The following is a 17,577-nucleotide window of genomic DNA, read 5'->3' as shown; positions in this document are numbered from 1 at the left end:
CCGCTGTGGGCGGCACCGGTGTCCGGTGCCGCCCACAGCGGCGGGTACCACGGTTACGTGGTCTTGCCGGTTCCGGAACCGCTGCCGGTTCCGGAACCCGAGGTGCCGGTGGAACCGGCGGTCGCGCCGCTGTCGGTTCCCAGGCGCTGGAAGTCCGCCTGCGCGTCGCTCAGCGCCTGCTGGAGGTCGCTGGTCTTCAACTTGGCGAGCTGGGCGGCCGTCGTGTACTTGTTGCTGACCGACCGCATCCCGTCGCTGATGTCCTGCAGGCCCTCGGCGAGGTCGGCGAGGACGTTGTAGTAGCGCTGCTGGAGGCCGCCGCCACCGTTGGCGCCCGAGGTGTTGGACCGCAACTGGTAGGCGTCGTAGAAGGCGCCCGGGTGCACGACCGAGGCCGAGCCGGACGACATCCGGTTGCGTGCCTCGATGACGTGAGGCACCAGTTCGGCGATGTTCTTGGCGAACTGGTCCATGGACGCCGTGTTCACGGCTTCCTTGCCCGAGCCGCCCCCACCGTTCTTGGGCACGGGCGGCGGGCCCGGGACGCCGCCGCTGTCGGGGTTGTTGACCGTGTCCGGCTTGTGGACCGTCGTGGGGTCCCACGCCTGGGGCGGTCCGGGGTCCGGAGCGGGGTCCTTCCCGCCGGGGGTGTCGGGGCGGACCGGTATGGCCGCCACGATCAGCCGCCCCAGGTCTTGACGCCGTAGTTGTGGGCCTGCAGGTACTCCTCCCGGCACTGTGCCGCCGCCTGCTGGGCCTTCGCCGCCTGGTCCTGCATCTCGGCGACGGTCTGGTTCCAGTTGACCTTGTGCTGGTCGAACAGTTCCTTGACGTCACTGATCCAGCCGGTGAGCGCCTTGGTGTTGCCGCTGGCGAACTGCTGGTTGAGCTCGTTGATCTCCGACTGTACAGTGCTCAACTGAGTCAGCGTCTCGTTGAAGGCCTGCCAGTCGACCTCGTAGGTCTCGGCCATGTGTATCTCCTCGATGAGTGGCGCACAGTGTCCCTGTGGGCGTGTTCCCGGCACTGCGCGAAAGCCGGTGCGACGTGCGTCAGAAGCCCATGAGCTTGACGGGCTCGACGGTCGCGTTGGCCAGCGTGCCGGCCGTCTGCGTGGTCGCCTGGTGCGCCTGGGTCTGGGCGTTCCCCGTCCCGATGATGCGCTGGTGCATCTCGTCGAGGACCGAACCGATCTTGTTGTAGTTCGCCATCCACCCTTCGAGGGCCCTCTGGAACGCGGCGCCGGCGTCGCCCTTCCACCCCTGCTCCGCCCTGGTGGCCAGCTCCCTCATACGCTGGTAGGACACCCTGTGGCTTTCCAAAGTCTGCAGGTGGACCTGTGCAGACTGCTGCATTCCGAGTAGGTCTACGGCCTCGGTGGACGATGCCATACCGATCCCTCCAGTCACCTCGAAAGTGTCGCGAACCTCGTTGCCCGCGTGTTTCCATCCTGTTCGCCAACCGGGCCGAAGCACAGCGGCAGGTGCCTGTCCTGCCCGGTGTGACAGGCTCTCTGCCCGTGCGCTCCGGCGCAGCGGCGCCTGGTACGGAGGGCCTGCCCGGCCGCTAGGTGAGGACCGTCGTCGTCTCCGGCACGTTGTCCAGGGCGTCCTCGTCGAGCGAGTCGAGCAGGTCGGACACGTCGGCGCCGCCCAGTACGCGCGACACCGCCAGATCGGCCAGCCGGTCTGCGAAGGCGTGCGCGTCGAGGGCGCCCCGCGCGGCGGGAGTGCGGGTGAAGTGCTCGGTCAGAGCCTCGAGCATCCCGTCCCCGGCCTCCAGCCCGGTCGCCGTCAGCCGTCGTACGGCCAGCAGCGCCAGTTCCCCGGGCGAGTACGGCGCGAAGTCTAGCCGCCCCGCGAAGGAGCCGGCCAGGTCGGTTCCCGGTGCCGTGGCCAGGAAACCGGCCAGCGGCCGGGGCTCGCCGCAGAGGACCAGCACCACGTCGTCCTGGACAGCGGCCGCCTCCCGCACCGCGGCGACCAGCGCGGTGCGCTCGGGGAGCGCGCGGGTTCCGAAGAACTCGTCGAGTTCCAGCACCAGTACGCCGCCCGCCGCCTCGCCGAACGCGGTCAGCACATTGGCCTCCGCCTGGCCGGGCCAGCGGGCCGGCCATGCGGACATCAGCACCCGGTGCACCGTACCGGTGGGCAGCAGGCCGAGTTCGGCGAGCGCGCGGGCGTACAGGACCGCCACCGCGTCACGGCCGCTGCCCTCAGGGCCGGCGAACACCAGGTTGGCCCGGCCGGCCGGTGGCTCGCCGGCGTGGCGCAGCGCCACGAGCGCGGCGAGACGGTCCTGCAGCGCACGGCGTACGTCACCGAGGCCGACGAGCCCGGCGATACGGGCGACGCCCCGGCCGGCCGGGGCGTCGGGCGGTGCCTGGCCCGACGGTGCACCCCTCGCCGCGGCGTTCTCGTCCGGGCGCGCGGGGGCCTCGGGCACCGTCTCGACGTCGGCCTCGGTCAGGCGGCTCAGCTCGGAGTCGCTGCCCGGCGCGGAGACGGCGAGCCGCGACGCCTGTCTGTTGATCATCGACTCGAAGACCTGGCGGGCCACCCGGCCGTTGCCGAACGTGGGCCCCTTCGGGACGTGTTCGAAGTAGCGGCTCACCGCGTCCCGGGCGCCGTCGGTGAGTTCGTAGTAGTGCTTGGCGCACAGGCCCCGCACGATGGTGACCAGTTCCTCGACCGTGTAGTTGGGGAACTCCACCGTGCGGGAGAAGCGCGAGGCCATGCCGGGGTTGGAGGCCAGGAACTGGTCCATGTGCTCCGAGTAGCCGGCGGCGATGACCACCACCTCGTCGCGGTGGTCCTCCATCAGCTTCATGAGGGTCTCGACGGCCTCCTGACCGAAGTCCGGGCCGGTGCCCTTGGACTGGTTGGTCAGGGTGTACGCCTCGTCGATGAAGAGCACACCGCCCAGGGCCCTGTTGAAGACCTCAGTGGTCTTGATGGCCGTACCGCCGATGATCTGGGCGACCAGGTCGGCGCGGGACACCTCCACCATGTGTCCCTGGGTCAGGATGCCGAGTTCGGCGAGGACGGCGCCGTAGAGGCGGGCCACCGTGGTCTTGCCGGTGCCGGGCGGGCCGGCGAACACCAGGTGCCGGCTCATCGGCGGCATGGGCAGGCCCATCTCCTCGCGGCGCCGGGCCATCTTGTTGAGGTTGATGAGGGCGGTGACCTCCTGTTTCACGCTCTCCAGGCCGACGAGCGCGTCCATCTCGGTCAGCGGGCCGGTGCCGGTGTGGCGCGCGGTGGACCGCCCGTCCTGGCCGGAGGGGGTGTTCCCGGTGTCCGACCACCGGTGTCCGCCCTCCGGTACCGCGGCCCCGCCGCCCTCCGCCCCGGTCACGTTCGCGGCGTCGAACCGGGAGCTGGAGCGCAGCCGGTGGAGCGCCTGGCCGCCGTTGTCCCGTATCTCGCAGTCCTGGATGCGCACCGGCTCCTCGGTGTTGGTGCGGATGCCGTCCCCGGTGTTGTCGAAGACCACGCAGTGGGTGAGATCGGCGCGACCGCCGGCCTGGATGTGCACCCCGTGCCCGTGGGCGCCGTGGACGCGGCAGCCGACGGCCGTGAGGTCGCCGCCGCCCGCGACCCGGACGCCGTCCGCGTCCGACGAGACCAGCTCGGTGTCCTTCAGCTCCACCCGCGCGTCGGCTCCGACGAGCACTCCGCAGTCCCGCAGGACACACGCCTCGGCGACGGCGGTGGCCCCGGCGACGGCCAGGCCCGGCGCGCCCGCGGCGCCGAGGCGCACGCCGGTGAGCCGGGCGGTCGCGCCCTCGCGGACGTCGACGGCCGGCCCGGACCCGGCCGCCACCTCCGTGTCGCGCAGCGCCAGCTCGGCTCCGCCGGCCAGGCGTACGCCGGTCCCGCCGGAGACCGACAGCCGCTCGCCCTCGACGGCGGCGCCGTCGGCGACCAGCAGCCCGTCACCGCTCGCGTCGCTCACCCGGACCGACCGCAGCACGGCGCGGCTGCCGCCGTCCACCCGGATGCCGACGGGTGAACCGGCCACCTGGCAGTCCTCCAGGTACGGCTTCGCCGACTCGGTGATCCGCACGCCGGTGCGGGCGGCTCCCGTCATCGAGCAGCCGCACAGTGCCGGGGCGGAGCTCCCGCCGACGAGGACGGACTCGGCGCCGGAGCCGGTGAACACGCAGTCGGTGAGGACGACCTCGCCACGGCTGGTGAGGTAGGCGTCGAGTCCCGCGCTGGCGGTCACGGTGACCCCGCGTAGCTCGGCGCTGCCGTTCTGCTCGGCGACCAGGGCGGGCTGGGCGCTGGCGGTGATCTCGGTGGTCTCCACGACGGCACGGGCGTTTCCGTTGACGCAGACGCCGTTGCCGCCGGACTCCGCCAGGCGGCAGTCACGCACGGTCAGCCGTCCGCGTTCGGCGACCACGATCGCGGAGGACAAGGTCTGGGCCACCGTGGTCTGTTCCACCACGTTGGCACCGGGAGACGTCACCACGATGCCCGCCCCGCCGGCTCCCGTCACCCGGCACCCGCGGGCGATGAGGGTTCCCCGCTGCCAGGCGAGGATCCCGGCCCAGGCGTCTCCGGAGACCGTGCACTGCTGGAGGGACGCCTCGCCGTGGCGCACTTCGACCACCGGTGTCTGTTCGCCGCCGCCCTCCAGGGTGAGCCCGTTGAGCTGGGCCGCCTCGGCGGCGATCACCACCGCGCTGGCGGTGCCGCCGTCGACGCGGACCCCGCCCGGCTCGGAGCCGGCCGCCAGGGTGACGACCCGGTCGATGACGAGGGCCTCGCGGTAGGTGCCCGCGGAGATCGTGATGAGGGCGCCGTCGGAGGCGTCCGCCAGGGCCTGACCGATGGTGCGGTAGGGCGCGGAGCCGTCCTGGGAGACCAGCAGCATCTGCCGGCTCATGGTGTTGTCCTCTTTCCGGGTGGGGCGGGGGTCTCGGTGGGGTTCGGTGGTGCGGGGAGGATGAGTCCCGGCGGGGCGGTGAACCGGGCGGCCTGCTCGGGCGACAGGTTCGGGGCCGCCCCGGGTTCGGCGGCCTGCCAGGTCCGGTCCGCCTGCTGGAGCCCGGACAGGGCCATGTCGTCCAGTGCCGTGCGTGCGGTGTCGACCCGGCCGTCTGCGGAGATCTCCGACGCGGACAGTTCGCGCAGCAGCACGGACCGCCGGTCGCCGTCGCGGACCGCCAGCACCTTGAAGGTCGTGCCGGGCAGGAAGAGCACGCGGGCCGGCTGGTCCGGGTCGAGCAGGGCGGTACGGCGTGCGGTCATCGACCAGATCAGGACGTCGGCGTCGCCGGGCAGCTCGGGCGCGGCGGCGGTCAGCGCCCAGCAGAACGCCCATTCGGTGACGAGGGTGCGGCGCCGGTACCAGTCCCACTCGGCGCCGCCGAGGGCGGCGCGCAGGACGGTGGCGCCCCGGTAGGAGGGCAGCCTGCGCAGTCCCGCGGCGACGCAGCGGGCGAGCGGGACGTGCGGCCCCACGGTGGCCCCGCGGACCTGACGGTCGAGCAGGGCGCTGTCGCCCCGCAGGTAGAGGCGGGCCGCCACCAGGTCGGTGAGGACGTCCTCGGTGGAGGTCTGGACGGTTCCGCGCAGGCCCGGCGACTCGGAGAGGAGCCGGGCGACGGCTCCGGCACCGTCGTTGTACTGCTGCCGGAAGGCGTTGCGCATCCACTCGCGTTCCCGGGCGATGTCCTTGCGGGGCGGTACCGCGCAGGCGGCCGGGCTGGGTACGGCCTGGACGCGGGCGCCGGGTGCGGCGGACGCCGTGTCCGGCGCCCGCGCGGGGGCCTCACCGGTCCCGGCGGGCGGGGCCGGGGGGACGGCTTCGGCGCGGGCGGGGCCGTCGGCGGGCGGCGCGGACGCCATCGGCGGGTGCGCCGCCGCGCCCTCGTCCGGCCGACCGGGGACGGGGGCGTCGGGTGCCCCGTCGTCCGCGGGGGCGGAGGGGAGTCCGGGTGCCGAGACCAGCCTGAGCGACGGGAGCGGCGGCCGGGAGGGCAGGGAACGGGCGGGCTGTCCGGGCGGCGACACGCCGCCCGGGGCCTGACCGGCGGGCTCCTCCGGCCGGGGCGGCAGGGGAAGGTCGGGCCCCGTGGGAGCGGCGGTCGTGGGGGCGAGGCGTTCGGGGGCGGAGGGGTCCGGGAGGCGAGGCGCGGTGGTGTCCGCCGCGTGGGCGGGTGCGCCCGGCGCGGGCCCGGCCGCACCGGCGGGCGGAGCGGGTGCCCACTCCCCCGTCGCGGCCGGGCCGGCGGCGGCCGCCGTCGTGCCGTTCGGCGCGACACCGGCCGGTGCCGCCTGCGCTGACGTCGTCCCGGCCGTGGCCGTCCCGAAGTCCGGTGCGGCGGTCGCGAGCCGGACCCGCGGGCCGGGGGCCTCGGGACCCGTAGCCGTCGCCGCAGGAGGCGCCGTGCCGGCCGCGGCAGCGGGCGTGAGTGCTCCGTACCCGTCGGCGGCCCCCTCCGTGCCCGCGCCGGGGCCGGCCTCCACGGCGCGGCGCGCGGTCGGTTCGTGCGGCGCCGCCTGGCGGACCAGCTCCACGGCGGGTACCAGTCTGGCCAGGGCGCGCAGGGCGGGGTCGAACCGTTGCAGCAGACGCTCGGCGAGTTCGCGCATCCGGCCGCCGCCGTGCGCGGCGCTGCCGAAGACGACGTTGACGTGCCGGGCGGACGGCGCGGCCGAGCGGATGACGGCGGCCTCCTCCGGTTCCTCGGACGGACGCAGCCACAGGCCGCTGGGCACCACCTCCAGCACGGCCTCGTCGTACCGGTAGCGGCCCGGGGCTATCTCCGGCAGGTCGCCGAACGCGGGCCGGTGGCCGACCACCGCGGGCTCGGTGGGCCGCCCGCCGGTCAACCGGGCCGGGGTGAAACGCAGTTGCCGGGCGAAGGCCGCCCAGCCGGGCGAGCCGTCGGCGTCCAGGGCGTGGACCTCGGGGATGTCCCCCGGGGTGTGGCTCACCGGCAGGCCGTTGTCGAAGGTCACGGGGACGTCGAGCCGGTCGGCCAGGGCCTGGCCGGGGCCGGGTCCGTCCGGCACCGCCAGGGGCCCGTAGGCCACGAACCGCACCAGATCACGGACGCCGGGCAGCAGCGAGTGCCAGAACCGGGAGACGTCGTCCAGCGACAGGGCGTCCCCGCCCGGGCAGCCGAGGACCACGGTCAGCAGGTCGGGCCGGTACGCCAGCCGGGACACCAGCAGGCCCCGGTGGGGGGAGAGCGCGCCGTCGTGACCGTCGCCGTGCAGCCACACCCCGCTGGGCAGCGGATCGACCACTGCCTGGTCGCTGGTCCGCCAGGCCCGGTCGGAGAGGGTGAACTCCCAGGCGGGTTTCGGGAAACGGCGTGAGACGGGGGTGGGCGGCCGGCGCGGCAGCAGGCGTACCCATCCCGGTCCGCGGTCGGCGGGGATGTAGAGCACACCGCCGGCCGCCGGGACCACCGCGCCGTCGGCCACGACGACCGCGCGGTCGAGCCGGTCGGCGAGCCATTGCCCGACCGGCACGGTCCCGCCGGGCAGCGTGCGGCCCGGGACCAGGCGGTAGCCGCCGGGGTGGCCGCGGCCCAGCAGCCGGGCGACGACCGTCCAGGCGGCGTCGCCGGGGTCGGTGGGCAGGTCGAGGACGACGACCCGGTGCTCGGGGTCGTCGGGCAGCCCCTCGGCGAAGGCGACGGCCTGCGCGCTCAGTTCGCCCCTGGGGTGGATCAGCAGCGCGTGGCCGACCCGGCGGGTGTCCAGGTCGGGTGCCTCCGCGTCCCGGCGCAGCCTGACTCCGAGTGCCATCAGCGGCCCTTCGAGGCGGTCGCGGACGGCGCGGGAGTGGCGGGCGCGTATACGGGTGCGGCCGCCAGGGCGCCGGTGCGGGACAGCGCCGGGCCGGTGGGCAGGAGGTCGAGGACGTCCCGGGGCACGGCACGCGCCTGCCCGCCGCCGAAGCCGAGGGCGGACAGCGTGTCCTGGTCCGCCAGCGGGTACTTCACGCCCAGTTCCGTGACCAGGTACACCTGCGGGGTGACGCCGCGCGGCGGCAGCGGGAGGGCCTGGACCAGGAGTCCCTGTCCGACGGGGACGTCGACGGGCGGCGCCGTGGCGGCGGGACGCTTCTCGAGGGTCACCGCGGTGTGCACCCGGGTGGCGCCGGTGACGTGCTGGCGCAGGCACACGGCCGAGGCGCCCGGGCGCAGGACGGGGCCCGCCAGGAAGTCGGGCAGCCGGTGCAGCAGGGAACGGTCGGCCGAACCGCCGACGGCGGCGACGTCCCGGGGAGTCACCTCGCGGGGTTCGGCCGCGCCCTTGCTGGTCGCGAGCAGCTCGTACTCGGTACGGGTCAGCGGGGCCAGGCCGTCGGAGCGCAGTACGTAGAACTGGGCGACGCCCTTGCCGTCCGCACCGGACGTGAACACGTCGCCGACACGGGCCGGCCGGTCACCGACACGGGGGCCCTCTTTGCCGCGGCCGGGCACGTCGGCGGCGTCCACGGTGGGGCCGGCGGGCAGCGCCGCCAGCCAGCTACCGGGGGCGGGCAGGGGGTCCTGTCCGTCCAGTTGCAGCGCGATGGTGGAACGGTCGCCGAGCCGGTACCGGACGCCGTTCCACAGCAGGTACTCGGTGCCGTCGGCGGCGCGCAGCAGGGCGCGCCGGCCGGTCACCGGGGCGCGGGGCGCGGACGGGGCACCGGCCGGCGCGAAGTCCAGAGTCTCCCCCTTGTTCCGGCCCGGCGTCAGACACCGGGTCCAGTCGCCGGTCAGCAGCGCCGCGGATTGGGGTACGGAGTCCGGGGCGGCGGGAATGCCGATCTCCGTTCCGCGCCGCACACCGGACAGCGAGTTGCTGGAGACCGTGTGCACGGCGGTGCCGCCGCCCCCGCCGGCGGCGCCCAGCAGCGCGGAGGCGTAATTGGCCACCGGGTGCAGGACGCCGTCGACATAGAGGAAGCGGGTTCCGGTCTCCTTCTCCACGACGATGGCGTTCGGCCGGGCCCAGGCCGTGTTGCCGCCCGGTTTGATCAGCCCGTAGACGGCGAACCCGGCACAGGCGAGGACGGCGAGGAGCAGCCCGAGCACCACACCCAGGACGCTCCGGCGGGCCGGCGGCTCTCCCGTGGCGGGTTCTCCCGTCACCAGCGCTGCCGCGAGTCTTCCGGTGGCGAACTGGTAGGCGTGGACATGGTCACGACGGCTTTGCACGAGGTCCTCTCAACCGGCCAGGGTGCGGAAGTACCAGTAGACGTGCAGCACTTGGAGGAGCAGCGGGATCAGAGCGATGGCGGTGACCGTCTCCAGGATGTCGGCGACGTGACCCCAGATCGGCAGGAGGCGCAGGGTGCGCAGGCGCCGGGCGGCCAGCAGCGCCGCCACCGCCGCGAGCAGGAGCACAGCCAGCGCTGCCCGGGCCTGGGGACCGCCGGGCACCAGCAGCCAGGCGACGGCCAGGATCAGCCCGAGCGTCCCGGCGAGGGCCAGCGAGACGCGCTGCCAGATCTCGGTGACGCTGCGGGAGCGCAGGGTCACGGCGGCGGCGAGCGTCAGGGCGAGCAGCCAGTCGGACCATCCGGAGCGGCGGGTCAGGAGCACGAGGTCCAGGGCGTAGACCACGGAGGCACCGACGGTGAACAGCGTGAGGTGGGCGTCGGCGGCGGCGACCCGGCGCGCGACGGCCGGTTCCGTGGCGGGCTCGATGTCCTCCTGCAGTTCGTCCGCGTTACGCGGAAGCTGGGGCACCCGCAGGCCGGCCAGGCGAAGGAAGAGCCGGGGCGCGACGGTGCTGAGCACGAACATGGTGACGGCGACCACCGAACAGGCCGTGGTCGCGGACCAGCCCAGGTCGAGGGAGAGCAGGGAGCCGGCCTCGGCGGTGACCGCCACCGTCAGCAGGGCGCCGAAGACCTGAACGGGCACCTTGCCGGAGAGCAGCAGCACGGTGGCGGCCACGGCCGCGCACGTGGCGCCGACGAGGAGTTCGTGTCCCGTGGGTGCCAGGAGCGCGGTCGCACCGCGCCAGGGGATCAGGCCGGCCGCCGCGGCGAACGCCCAGCCCGCCACCCCGGTCACCAGCACCGTGGCCGCGTCGGCGTCGGCCCTGACCGCCAGGAGGCATCCGGTGAGCAGGGCCACGGCCACGACGCCCGACTGGGCCGCCGCGGCTCCGTCGGGCTCGACGGCCAGGGTGAACAGGGCGAGCGCCGCCAGCGCGAGACAGGCGAGCGCGAGGAAGAGACGGCGGGTCAGCTCGGGCCGCCAGCGGTCGGAGCGGGAGCCGACGACCGTGGCGACGCCGTCGGCGATGTCGTCGAAGACGAGCGGTGGCAGGACTTCCTCCACCGGGCGCAGGTGGAGGAGGTCGCCGTCGCGCAGGCCTGCGGATTCGGGGGTGTCGTCGGGGTCCAGCGGCTCCTCGCCCAGACGCTGCAGGACGTACCCGCCGGCGGGCGCGCCGTCGGGTGCCAGCCGTGCGGCGAGTACGGGCAGCAGCGTGCCCAGGGTGAGGGCGGTGGGCACGCCCAGGTCGGCACGGCGCTCGGGTCCGACGACGGTGATCCGGCAGACGGCCGTACCGTCGAGGTCCGGCATGATGCTGGAGAGGGACATGGGGTGGGGGCTCCTGTGGGGCGGCCTGCGTGGTGGCGGTGCGGCGGGGTCCGTGTCCGCCGGAGGGAGCGGTCAGGCGTCGTCCACCAGACCGGTCTGGACGAGCCGGACATCGCGCCGGGTGACCAACTGGGCGCGGCCGGGGAGGAGGGTGCGCGGCCTGGCCTCGCCGATGAACTTGCCCTCCTCCTTCGGGTAGGAGAGCACCAGGGCCGGATTGCCGAGTTCCCAGACCCGGCGCAGCAGCGGTTCCATCATGGCGCGCATGGCACTCGACGTGGAACGCGCGATGACCAGGTGCATGCCGATGTGGGCTCCCTGGGCCAGCAGCGGAACGAGCGGGGTGGTGGGGCTGTCCAGGCTGCTGGCGACGAACAGGTCGTAGTCGTCGATCAGGATGAACAGTCGTGGCCCCTGCCACCAGTCACGTTCGGCGAGCTGTTCGGGCGAGACGTCGGCACCGGGCAGCCGCTTCGTCATGGTCACCACGACGCTCTGGGCGAGCTGCCGCAGCCCGTCGGCGTCGACGGTGTACCCGGCACGGTATTCCTCGGGCACGTCGGCGAGGAGTCCGCGCTCGGGGTCGCCGAGCAGGATGCGGGCCTCGGCGGGTGAGAAGCGGGTGGTGATCGCCCTGGCCATCAGACGCAGGGCGTTCGTCTTGCCGGTCTCGGCGTCGCCGAAGACGAGCAGGCTCGCGTGGGCGGAGAAGTCGTGCCAGACCGGCTGCAGACGCTGTTCGTCCCAGCCCAGGCAGACCCGCAGGTCCCCCTCCGGCGGGGGGAGCTGCCCGGCGGGCAGGGTGCTGGGCAGCAGCCGTACGCCCGGAGCGGTGCGCCCGGTCCAGAAGGTGCCCATCTCGGCGGCGGCGATCTTGGTGGCCGCGGTGAGGTCGTCGGTGGCGGACGAGCTGTCCAGCCGGGGCAGCGCGGACAGGAAGTGGTGGCCGGAGGAGGTCAGTCCGCGGCCGGGCTGCTGCGGGACACCCGCGGCCTGGCGGGAGCCGACCTCGGACTCGATCGTGTCTCCGAGCCGCAGCTCGAACTTGGTGCCGAGCAGGTCGCGCAGCTTGTTGCGGATCTCCGACCAGCGGACCGCGGACACCACGACGTGGATGCCGAAGGAAAGGCCGCGCGAGGCGATGGCCGTGATGCGCTCGTCGAGGTCCTCGTACTCCTGGCGCAGCGTGCCCCAGCCGTCCACGACCAGGAAGACGTCCCCGTGGGGGTCGTCCACGCCGGCGGCGCGCCGCAGTTCGCGGTAGGCCGCCATCGACTCGACGCCGCGGGCGGTGAAGACCTGCTCGCGGCGTTCCAGGAGCTGGGCGATCTCCTCGACACTGCGCAGCACCTTGTCGCGCTCCAGCCGGGTGGCGACCGAGCCGACGTGCGGGAGGCCGGCGGTGGAGACGAGGCCGCCGCCGCTGAGGTCGAGGCAGTAGAACTGGACCTCTTCGGGGGTGTGGGTGAGCGCCAGCGACAGCATCAGGGTGCGCAGCAGGGCGGACTTGCCGGTCTGCGGGGCGCCGACCAGGCCCAGGTGTCCGCCCGCCGCGGAAAGGTCGGCGACGAGGAGCTCGCGGACCTGCTCGTGCGGTCGGTCGACCATGCCGAGGGGCACCCGCAGGCTGCCCAGGTCGGGGGACTCGGCGGTCATGCCGCGCACCGGGTCGGGGACGATGCCGGGCAGTAGCTGGTCGAGGCTGGGCGACTCGGCGAGCGGCGGCAGCCAGACCTGCCGGGCGGGGGGACCGGCGTTTGTGAGCCGTTCGATGAGGATGTCCAGGAGGGTCTCGTCGCTGTCCGAGTGGGCGGCGGGCTCGGGCTCCGGGCGGGTCTCGGCCGGCTCGTCCGCGCCGGGCACCGGCCGTTGCTGGTCGAGGCCGAAGTCCACGGGTTCGCCGGGCCCCGCCCCCGTGGGCTCATGGACCGGCCCCGTGGCGGGCGGCTCCGGGCAGGGGCCGGAGACGTAGGCGGCCTTGAAGCGCACCAGGTTGGTGGTGTCCACCCGCAGGTAGCCGTTGCCGGGCGTGGACGGCAGCTCGTACGCCCCGGCGACACCGATGACGCTGCGGGACTCCATGGAGGAGAAGGTGCGCAGCGCGATGCGGTAGGACAGGTGTCCTTCGACGCGGTGGATGCGTCCCTCGTCCAGGCGCTGCGACGCCAGCAGCAGATGCACGCCGAGGCTGCGTCCCACGCGGCCGATGGTGACGAACAGTTCGACGAACTCCGGCTTGCTGGCCAGCAGTTCGGAGAACTCGTCGACGATGACCAGCAGCGAGGGCAGCGGGGCGAGGGAGGCGCCGGCCAGCCGGGCCTTCTCGTACTCGTACAACGAGGCGTATCCGCTGCTCCTGAGGAGTTCCTGACGGCGTATCAGCTCGCCGTTGATGGAGTCCTGCATGCGGTCCACCAGCGGCAGTTCGTCGGCGAGGTTGGTGATGACGGCCGAGGTGTGCGGCAGCCGTTCCATGTTGAGGAAGGTGGCGCCGCCCTTGAAGTCGACCAGGACGAAGTTCAGGATCTCCGAGGAGTGGGTGGCGGCCAGACCGATGACGAGGGTGCGCAGCAGTTCGCTCTTGCCGGAGCCGGTGGCACCGATCAGCATGCCGTGCGGGCCCATGCCGGCCTGGGCGGACTCCTTCAGGTCGAGTTCTACGACCTCACCGTTCTCGGTGACCCCGATGGGCACGCGCAGCCGCGCCGCCTGGTCGGTGCGGCGCCGCCACTGGGCGGCCACGTCGAAGGCGCGCACGTCGCGGATGCCGAGCAGGGCGGTGAGTTCGAAGTTCGACTCGAACGGGTTGTCCGTCAGGTCGATGGTGCCGCCGGTGCGCAGGGGGGCCAGCAGCCGGGCCAGGTTCTCGGCTCCGTCCAGGCTGAGGGCGTCCGCCTCGGCCTGGGCCCGCGCGTCGTCACCGACCGGGAAGGAGACGGTGCCGTTCTCGGCGGTCAGCCTCAGGACGGAAGGGCCGCCCGGCATGGCACCCGTGAGGTCCAGCAGGACGGTGTTGCGCAGCCCGTTGCCCAGCATGCGCGAGTCGGGCGGGACCTGCGTCCGGTGGGGGACGACCACCACGAAGGGTTCGGCGGCGCTGGGAGTGGCCTGCGGGTCGTGGTCTCCCCGGTCGAGGATTTCCGGGCCGAGCAGGTCGAGCAGTTCACCGTGGTCGGTCGCCACCAGGCGCAGCGGACCGGCCTGGTCGCGTTCCCGGGGGTGGGCGTTGTGGGGCAGCCACTTCACCCACTCCCAGGCGTCCCGGTCCTGCCGGTCGCACAGGACGGCGACGCGCAGTTCGTCGGGCGAGTGCAGGACGGCCAGCTGTCCGAGCATGGCCCGCACCAGGTCCAGGGCGTCGTCGATGTCCCCGGCGAACTCCACGCTGGTGAAGCTGCGCAGGGCGACCGGGATCGGCATGCCCGGCACGGTCTGGAACGCCTCGCCGAAGCGGCGCAGCGAGATGGCGGCGAGAGGGTCGAGGTCCTCTACGGGCTTGGTCTGCGGCGGGACGAGCTCCAGGGCGGCACGCCGGGTGCCGAGTCCGATCCGGACCTTGGCGAAGTCGTCGTGCGCGGCCCGGCGTTCCCACACCCGGGAGCCCCGGGCCAGCGACCATAGCTGCCGGGGCGAGGGGTTGTCGTACACGGCGGCGGTGACCTGTGCGGCGGCGGCCTCCCGGACCTGGCCGCGTAGCTGGGCCAGGTAGCGCATGTAGTCCCGCCGTTCGGCCCGCATCCGGCGTTTGCGGTCGAGGCCGGACCGGCCGAGCTGGCCGAGCCCCATGGACATCATCGCGATGCCCATCATCCCCGACATCATGTACGTCGTCGCGGAGCCGCCGACGAAGAACATCATGCCCATCGCCCCGGCGCCGATGCCCATGGGCAGCATGACGACGACGGATCCCAGGTCGGCCATGGCCGGTTCGCCGAGCACCGGAGGCTGGGCCAGCTCTATCTGGCCTTCCGGTGCCGGGGGTCCCGATGCTCGCGGTGGGCGCTTGACAACGACGGTGTTCATCAGGTGGATCTCCAGCCGGCGAGACCTCTGGCGGGGGGCGAAAAAACGGGGGGGCGCCCACCGGGGGCGACCGGGGAGAGCCCTGCCGTGCCGCCCGCCTCTCGGACGGGAGGGGCGGGCGGCACGGAGGGAGTCCGTCCCGACCTCGGGGGAGGCGGTCGGGACGGACGGTCAGGAGGGGCGGCCCCTTGGGATACGGGGTGTCACATGGTGGTCCCCGTCGACCAGAGCACCGCGCCGCCCGAGCGGATGGTGACGTTCCCGTTGGACCCGAGGACCAGTTGGGCGCCGTCGTGGCCGTCCGTTCTGCTGGACCAGGCGGTCTCACCGCTCTGGGTGTACACCGCGAAGTTGCCGTCGGCCTGGAAGACCGCCTTGGCGCCCTGTCCCACGGTGCCCGACCACCACAGCGGGGTGCCCTTCGTGTCGTAGAGCACCAGGTTGCCGTCGCCCTGGAAGGCCAGCACGATCCGGTCGGTGCTCCAGCTCTGCCCGGGCTCCAGCACGCTGGTGCCGTTCACCACGGTCGTCGTCCAGTGCTGCTGCGACGGCTGCTGCCGCGGTGTGCTGCTGTTCCGCGGTGTCCTGCTCGGGGCCGGGGCGTGGCTCTGCGACATCGGTTCCACGCTCCGCGTTCCCTGCGTGGGCGAGGCCGCCGCCACCTCCGCGATGCGGTGCGGTCCGCCGTCGCCGGCGCCGCCCTTCCCGGTGGTGGCGCCGGACGCGCTCGGCCGGGGGGAAGCGCTGCCGCCGGATTCCGGGTAGTGCCTCTCGGAGGCGTAGTCCTCGCCGGAGTCCCCCGCTCCCGCCTTGAACGTGTGGGTGCTCGCGTCCTGGCCGAACACGGTCGGCGCCAGCAGGAACAGGGCGCCGAGCATGCCCGCTCCGGCCAGGACCGGCTTGGCGAGAGCGAGGCGCAGGCTGGCGCGCCCGTCCCCCGCGGCCTCCGGCACGGCGGAGTCCGGCCGGTGACCCCGGTCCCGTCGACGCCGGGCGTCGGGGGCCGCGGAGTCGGTGTCGGCCCCGGGCGTCGGGACGGATGCGGCGGGGAGGACGGCCGTCTCGGTGTTCGGCGCGGCGGTGCCGTGGCCCGGTACGTCCCCGGCGGATATCGGTCCGCCCTGCCCCGTCTCGCCCAGGTGAGCCAGTTGCCAGGGGAGTTCGTTCTCCCACACCGCTTCACCGGCCGACCCCCCGGTGGTTCGGTCGGGGCCGCCGGTGTCCGGCTCACGGTGACTCATCTGCATGCCTTTCCCGGTCGACGGGTGGGGTGATCGATCAGCGGGCGACCGATGGGTGTCGCTCCGCCCACGCGCCGTCCCTGTCGACCGGTGCGGGAAGACGGGCTGCGGAGGACGGCTGCGCACCTCAGGGGAGGATGATCACGGCGGAACGCCTCACGCACCTGACCCTAGGGAGGGCGAGGGGCCGGTTACACCGGCGGAGCCGGATCGTGCACGATCGCACAACCGACGTACCCTTTTCGTCATCTGTGGTCACAGGATGCCCATGCGGATGGCGTAGGCGACGGCGTGGGTCCGGTTGCGCAGTTCCAGCCGCTTGACCACGGCCTGTATGACGCTCTTGATCAGGCGCTCGGAGTAGCTGAGCTTGCTGGCGATCTCCACCGTGTCCAGTCCCTCGGCCAGGAGCCTGAGCACGTCGATCTCGCGCTGCGCGAGCTCCACCGGCAGCAGCCCGGTGGCCGTTTCGCTCTTCTGCATGGTGCGCATCCGGTCGAGCAGCATGCTCATCAGTACCGGGGGCACGACCGATCGCCCCTGGTGCGCCTCGACGGCCGCCACGACGATCTGGCTGAAGCTGGTGAACGGCCGCACCAGGAAGCTGGCCAGGCCGTGATTGACCGCGAGCGCCAGTTGCTGCTCCGAGATGTGGTCGGCGACCAACACGATGCGTATCCGTCCGCCGGTGGCCTGACTGGCGCGGCTCATCATGGAGAGCGTCTTGCCGGTGACCACCGCGGTGAGCATCACCAGGATGTCGGCCTGGGCCGAATCGCCGTCCGACAGCAGCTCGATGCGCTCGTCCGCGGCCAGGAAGGCGGCCGTGCCATCACGTGTGAGGGGATCGTCGGCCTCCACGACGACGCGCGGCACCGGGCGTGCTTCATCTGCGTAATCAGGCATGGGTCTCCTTCTCGAGAACACGGCACCGCACCCGGCAAGAGCAGAACCCGGGCATCGTCAGCGCCGGGTGCCGTGCCGATCGACGGATCGGCCCGGACCCGTGTACTGCGGGGTGCGTCCTCACTTGCTCGGAACCGATCCTGGCAGGGGTCCCACCGGCTCCCGCGACTTCCCGGGTGATCAGTGCACTGTGAAACAGGAGCAGTGCCCTGGCGTGCAAAGCCGCCGTCCATCGGGGCGCACGACACGGCGCCGCACCAGGGGGGTTCCTCCCGGCGCGGGACAGTGGCGGCCGCGTTCCCGCCAGGCCGCGGCGTGCCGCCCGCTCGCCCGCTCGCCCGCCGGCCGCGCGGCGGTGCCCGCGGGGCGCCTCGGCGGGCACCGGTCCGGCCGGGGCGGACGCCCCGCGCCGGTGCCACGCTCGTCGTCCGTCCGCGCCTCTGGACGCGCCCGGCAAGGATCGGCCGGGTGAGACGGCATGCCCGTGAAAGGGCCCGGGGGACGACCGGGCCGGTGCGGCGGTGGCCGCCGTCGGCTGTCACGGCCGTGCGGCCGACACTGTGACGGTCGTGCGGCCGGCGGCTGCGTCGGCGCCGGAAAGTCGCCGAGCCCAGCGGTCGTTGCGGTTGCCGGAAACCGGTCCGCCGACGGTGACGACGAGAGGGGTGTCGGCTCGGTGACGCGCCGGTGGCCGGTGAGGTGACGGCGGCCACGCGGTCGCCGCGCCGGGCAGCGGCCCCCGAGGTGTTCGGTGATCCGGGTTCCCCTCCGAGCTGTCGACAGGAACTGGAGCTGCCGGGGAGCCCGGCCGGCGCGCCGAGGGACAGG

At 73.7% G+C, this 17,577-nt stretch carries 10 protein-coding genes; all 10 read right to left on the bottom strand.

All coding sequences use genetic code 11. The annotated features are described in order from the left end of the window. Positions 1–53 precede the first annotated feature (53 nt). The gene (locus D9753_RS34885) at positions 54–677 is read right to left on the bottom strand and encodes a hypothetical protein (protein ID WP_121790641.1); all 624 of its coding nucleotides are present in this window, start codon (positions 675–677) and stop codon (positions 54–56) included. Between the two features lie 2 nt (positions 678–679). Continuing rightward, a complete protein-coding gene (locus D9753_RS34880; protein WP_121790640.1) occupies positions 680–973 on the bottom strand; it encodes a hypothetical protein in 294 nt (97 codons plus the stop codon). 79 nt (positions 974–1,052) lie between these two features. After that, positions 1,053–1,292, bottom strand: a complete 240-nt coding sequence (locus D9753_RS34875; RefSeq protein WP_163010875.1) for a hypothetical protein — start codon at positions 1,290–1,292, stop codon at positions 1,053–1,055. A 274-nt stretch (positions 1,293–1,566) separates the two neighbouring features. Continuing rightward, positions 1,567–4,896 carry a right-handed parallel beta-helix repeat-containing protein gene (locus D9753_RS34870; protein ID WP_121790638.1) on the bottom strand — a complete coding sequence of 1,110 codons (3,330 nt, stop codon included), beginning with the start codon at positions 4,894–4,896 and terminating at the stop codon, positions 1,567–1,569. Then, a complete protein-coding gene (locus D9753_RS38830; RefSeq protein WP_121790637.1) occupies positions 4,893–7,775 on the bottom strand; it encodes a hypothetical protein in 2,883 nt (960 codons plus the stop codon). The genes D9753_RS34870 and D9753_RS38830 overlap by 4 nt, the downstream gene beginning before the upstream one ends. Next, the gene (gene eccB / locus D9753_RS34860; protein ID WP_121790636.1) at positions 7,775–9,178 is read right to left on the bottom strand and encodes a type VII secretion protein EccB; all 1,404 of its coding nucleotides are present in this window, start codon (positions 9,176–9,178) and stop codon (positions 7,775–7,777) included. Before eccB ends, D9753_RS38830 begins: the two co-directional genes overlap by 1 nt. A 9-nt stretch (positions 9,179–9,187) precedes the next feature. After that, positions 9,188–10,579, bottom strand: coding sequence for a type VII secretion integral membrane protein EccD (gene eccD / locus D9753_RS34855; RefSeq protein ID WP_121790635.1), 1,392 nt, complete (start codon positions 10,577–10,579; stop codon positions 9,188–9,190). A 72-nt stretch (positions 10,580–10,651) separates the two neighbouring features. Then, a complete protein-coding gene (eccCa, locus tag D9753_RS34850; protein ID WP_121790634.1) occupies positions 10,652–14,602 on the bottom strand; it encodes a type VII secretion protein EccCa in 3,951 nt (1,316 codons plus the stop codon). A gap of 203 nt (positions 14,603–14,805) precedes the next feature. Continuing rightward, positions 14,806–15,843, bottom strand: coding sequence for a hypothetical protein (locus tag D9753_RS34845; protein WP_163010874.1), 1,038 nt, complete (start codon positions 15,841–15,843; stop codon positions 14,806–14,808). 255 nt (positions 15,844–16,098) lie between these two features. After that, entirely contained in the window at positions 16,099–16,719 is a 621-nt protein-coding gene (locus D9753_RS34840) for a response regulator transcription factor (RefSeq protein ID WP_163010873.1), read from the bottom strand. Positions 16,720–17,577 lie beyond the last annotated feature (858 nt).

Origin of the sequence: Streptomyces dangxiongensis (assembly GCF_003675325.1) — a bacterium.
GTDB classification, from domain to species: Bacteria; Actinomycetota; Actinomycetes; order Streptomycetales; family Streptomycetaceae; genus Streptomyces; species Streptomyces dangxiongensis.
The sequence above is the reverse complement of the archived record's forward strand: the minus strand, read 5'-3'. Positions and strand labels throughout refer to the sequence as shown.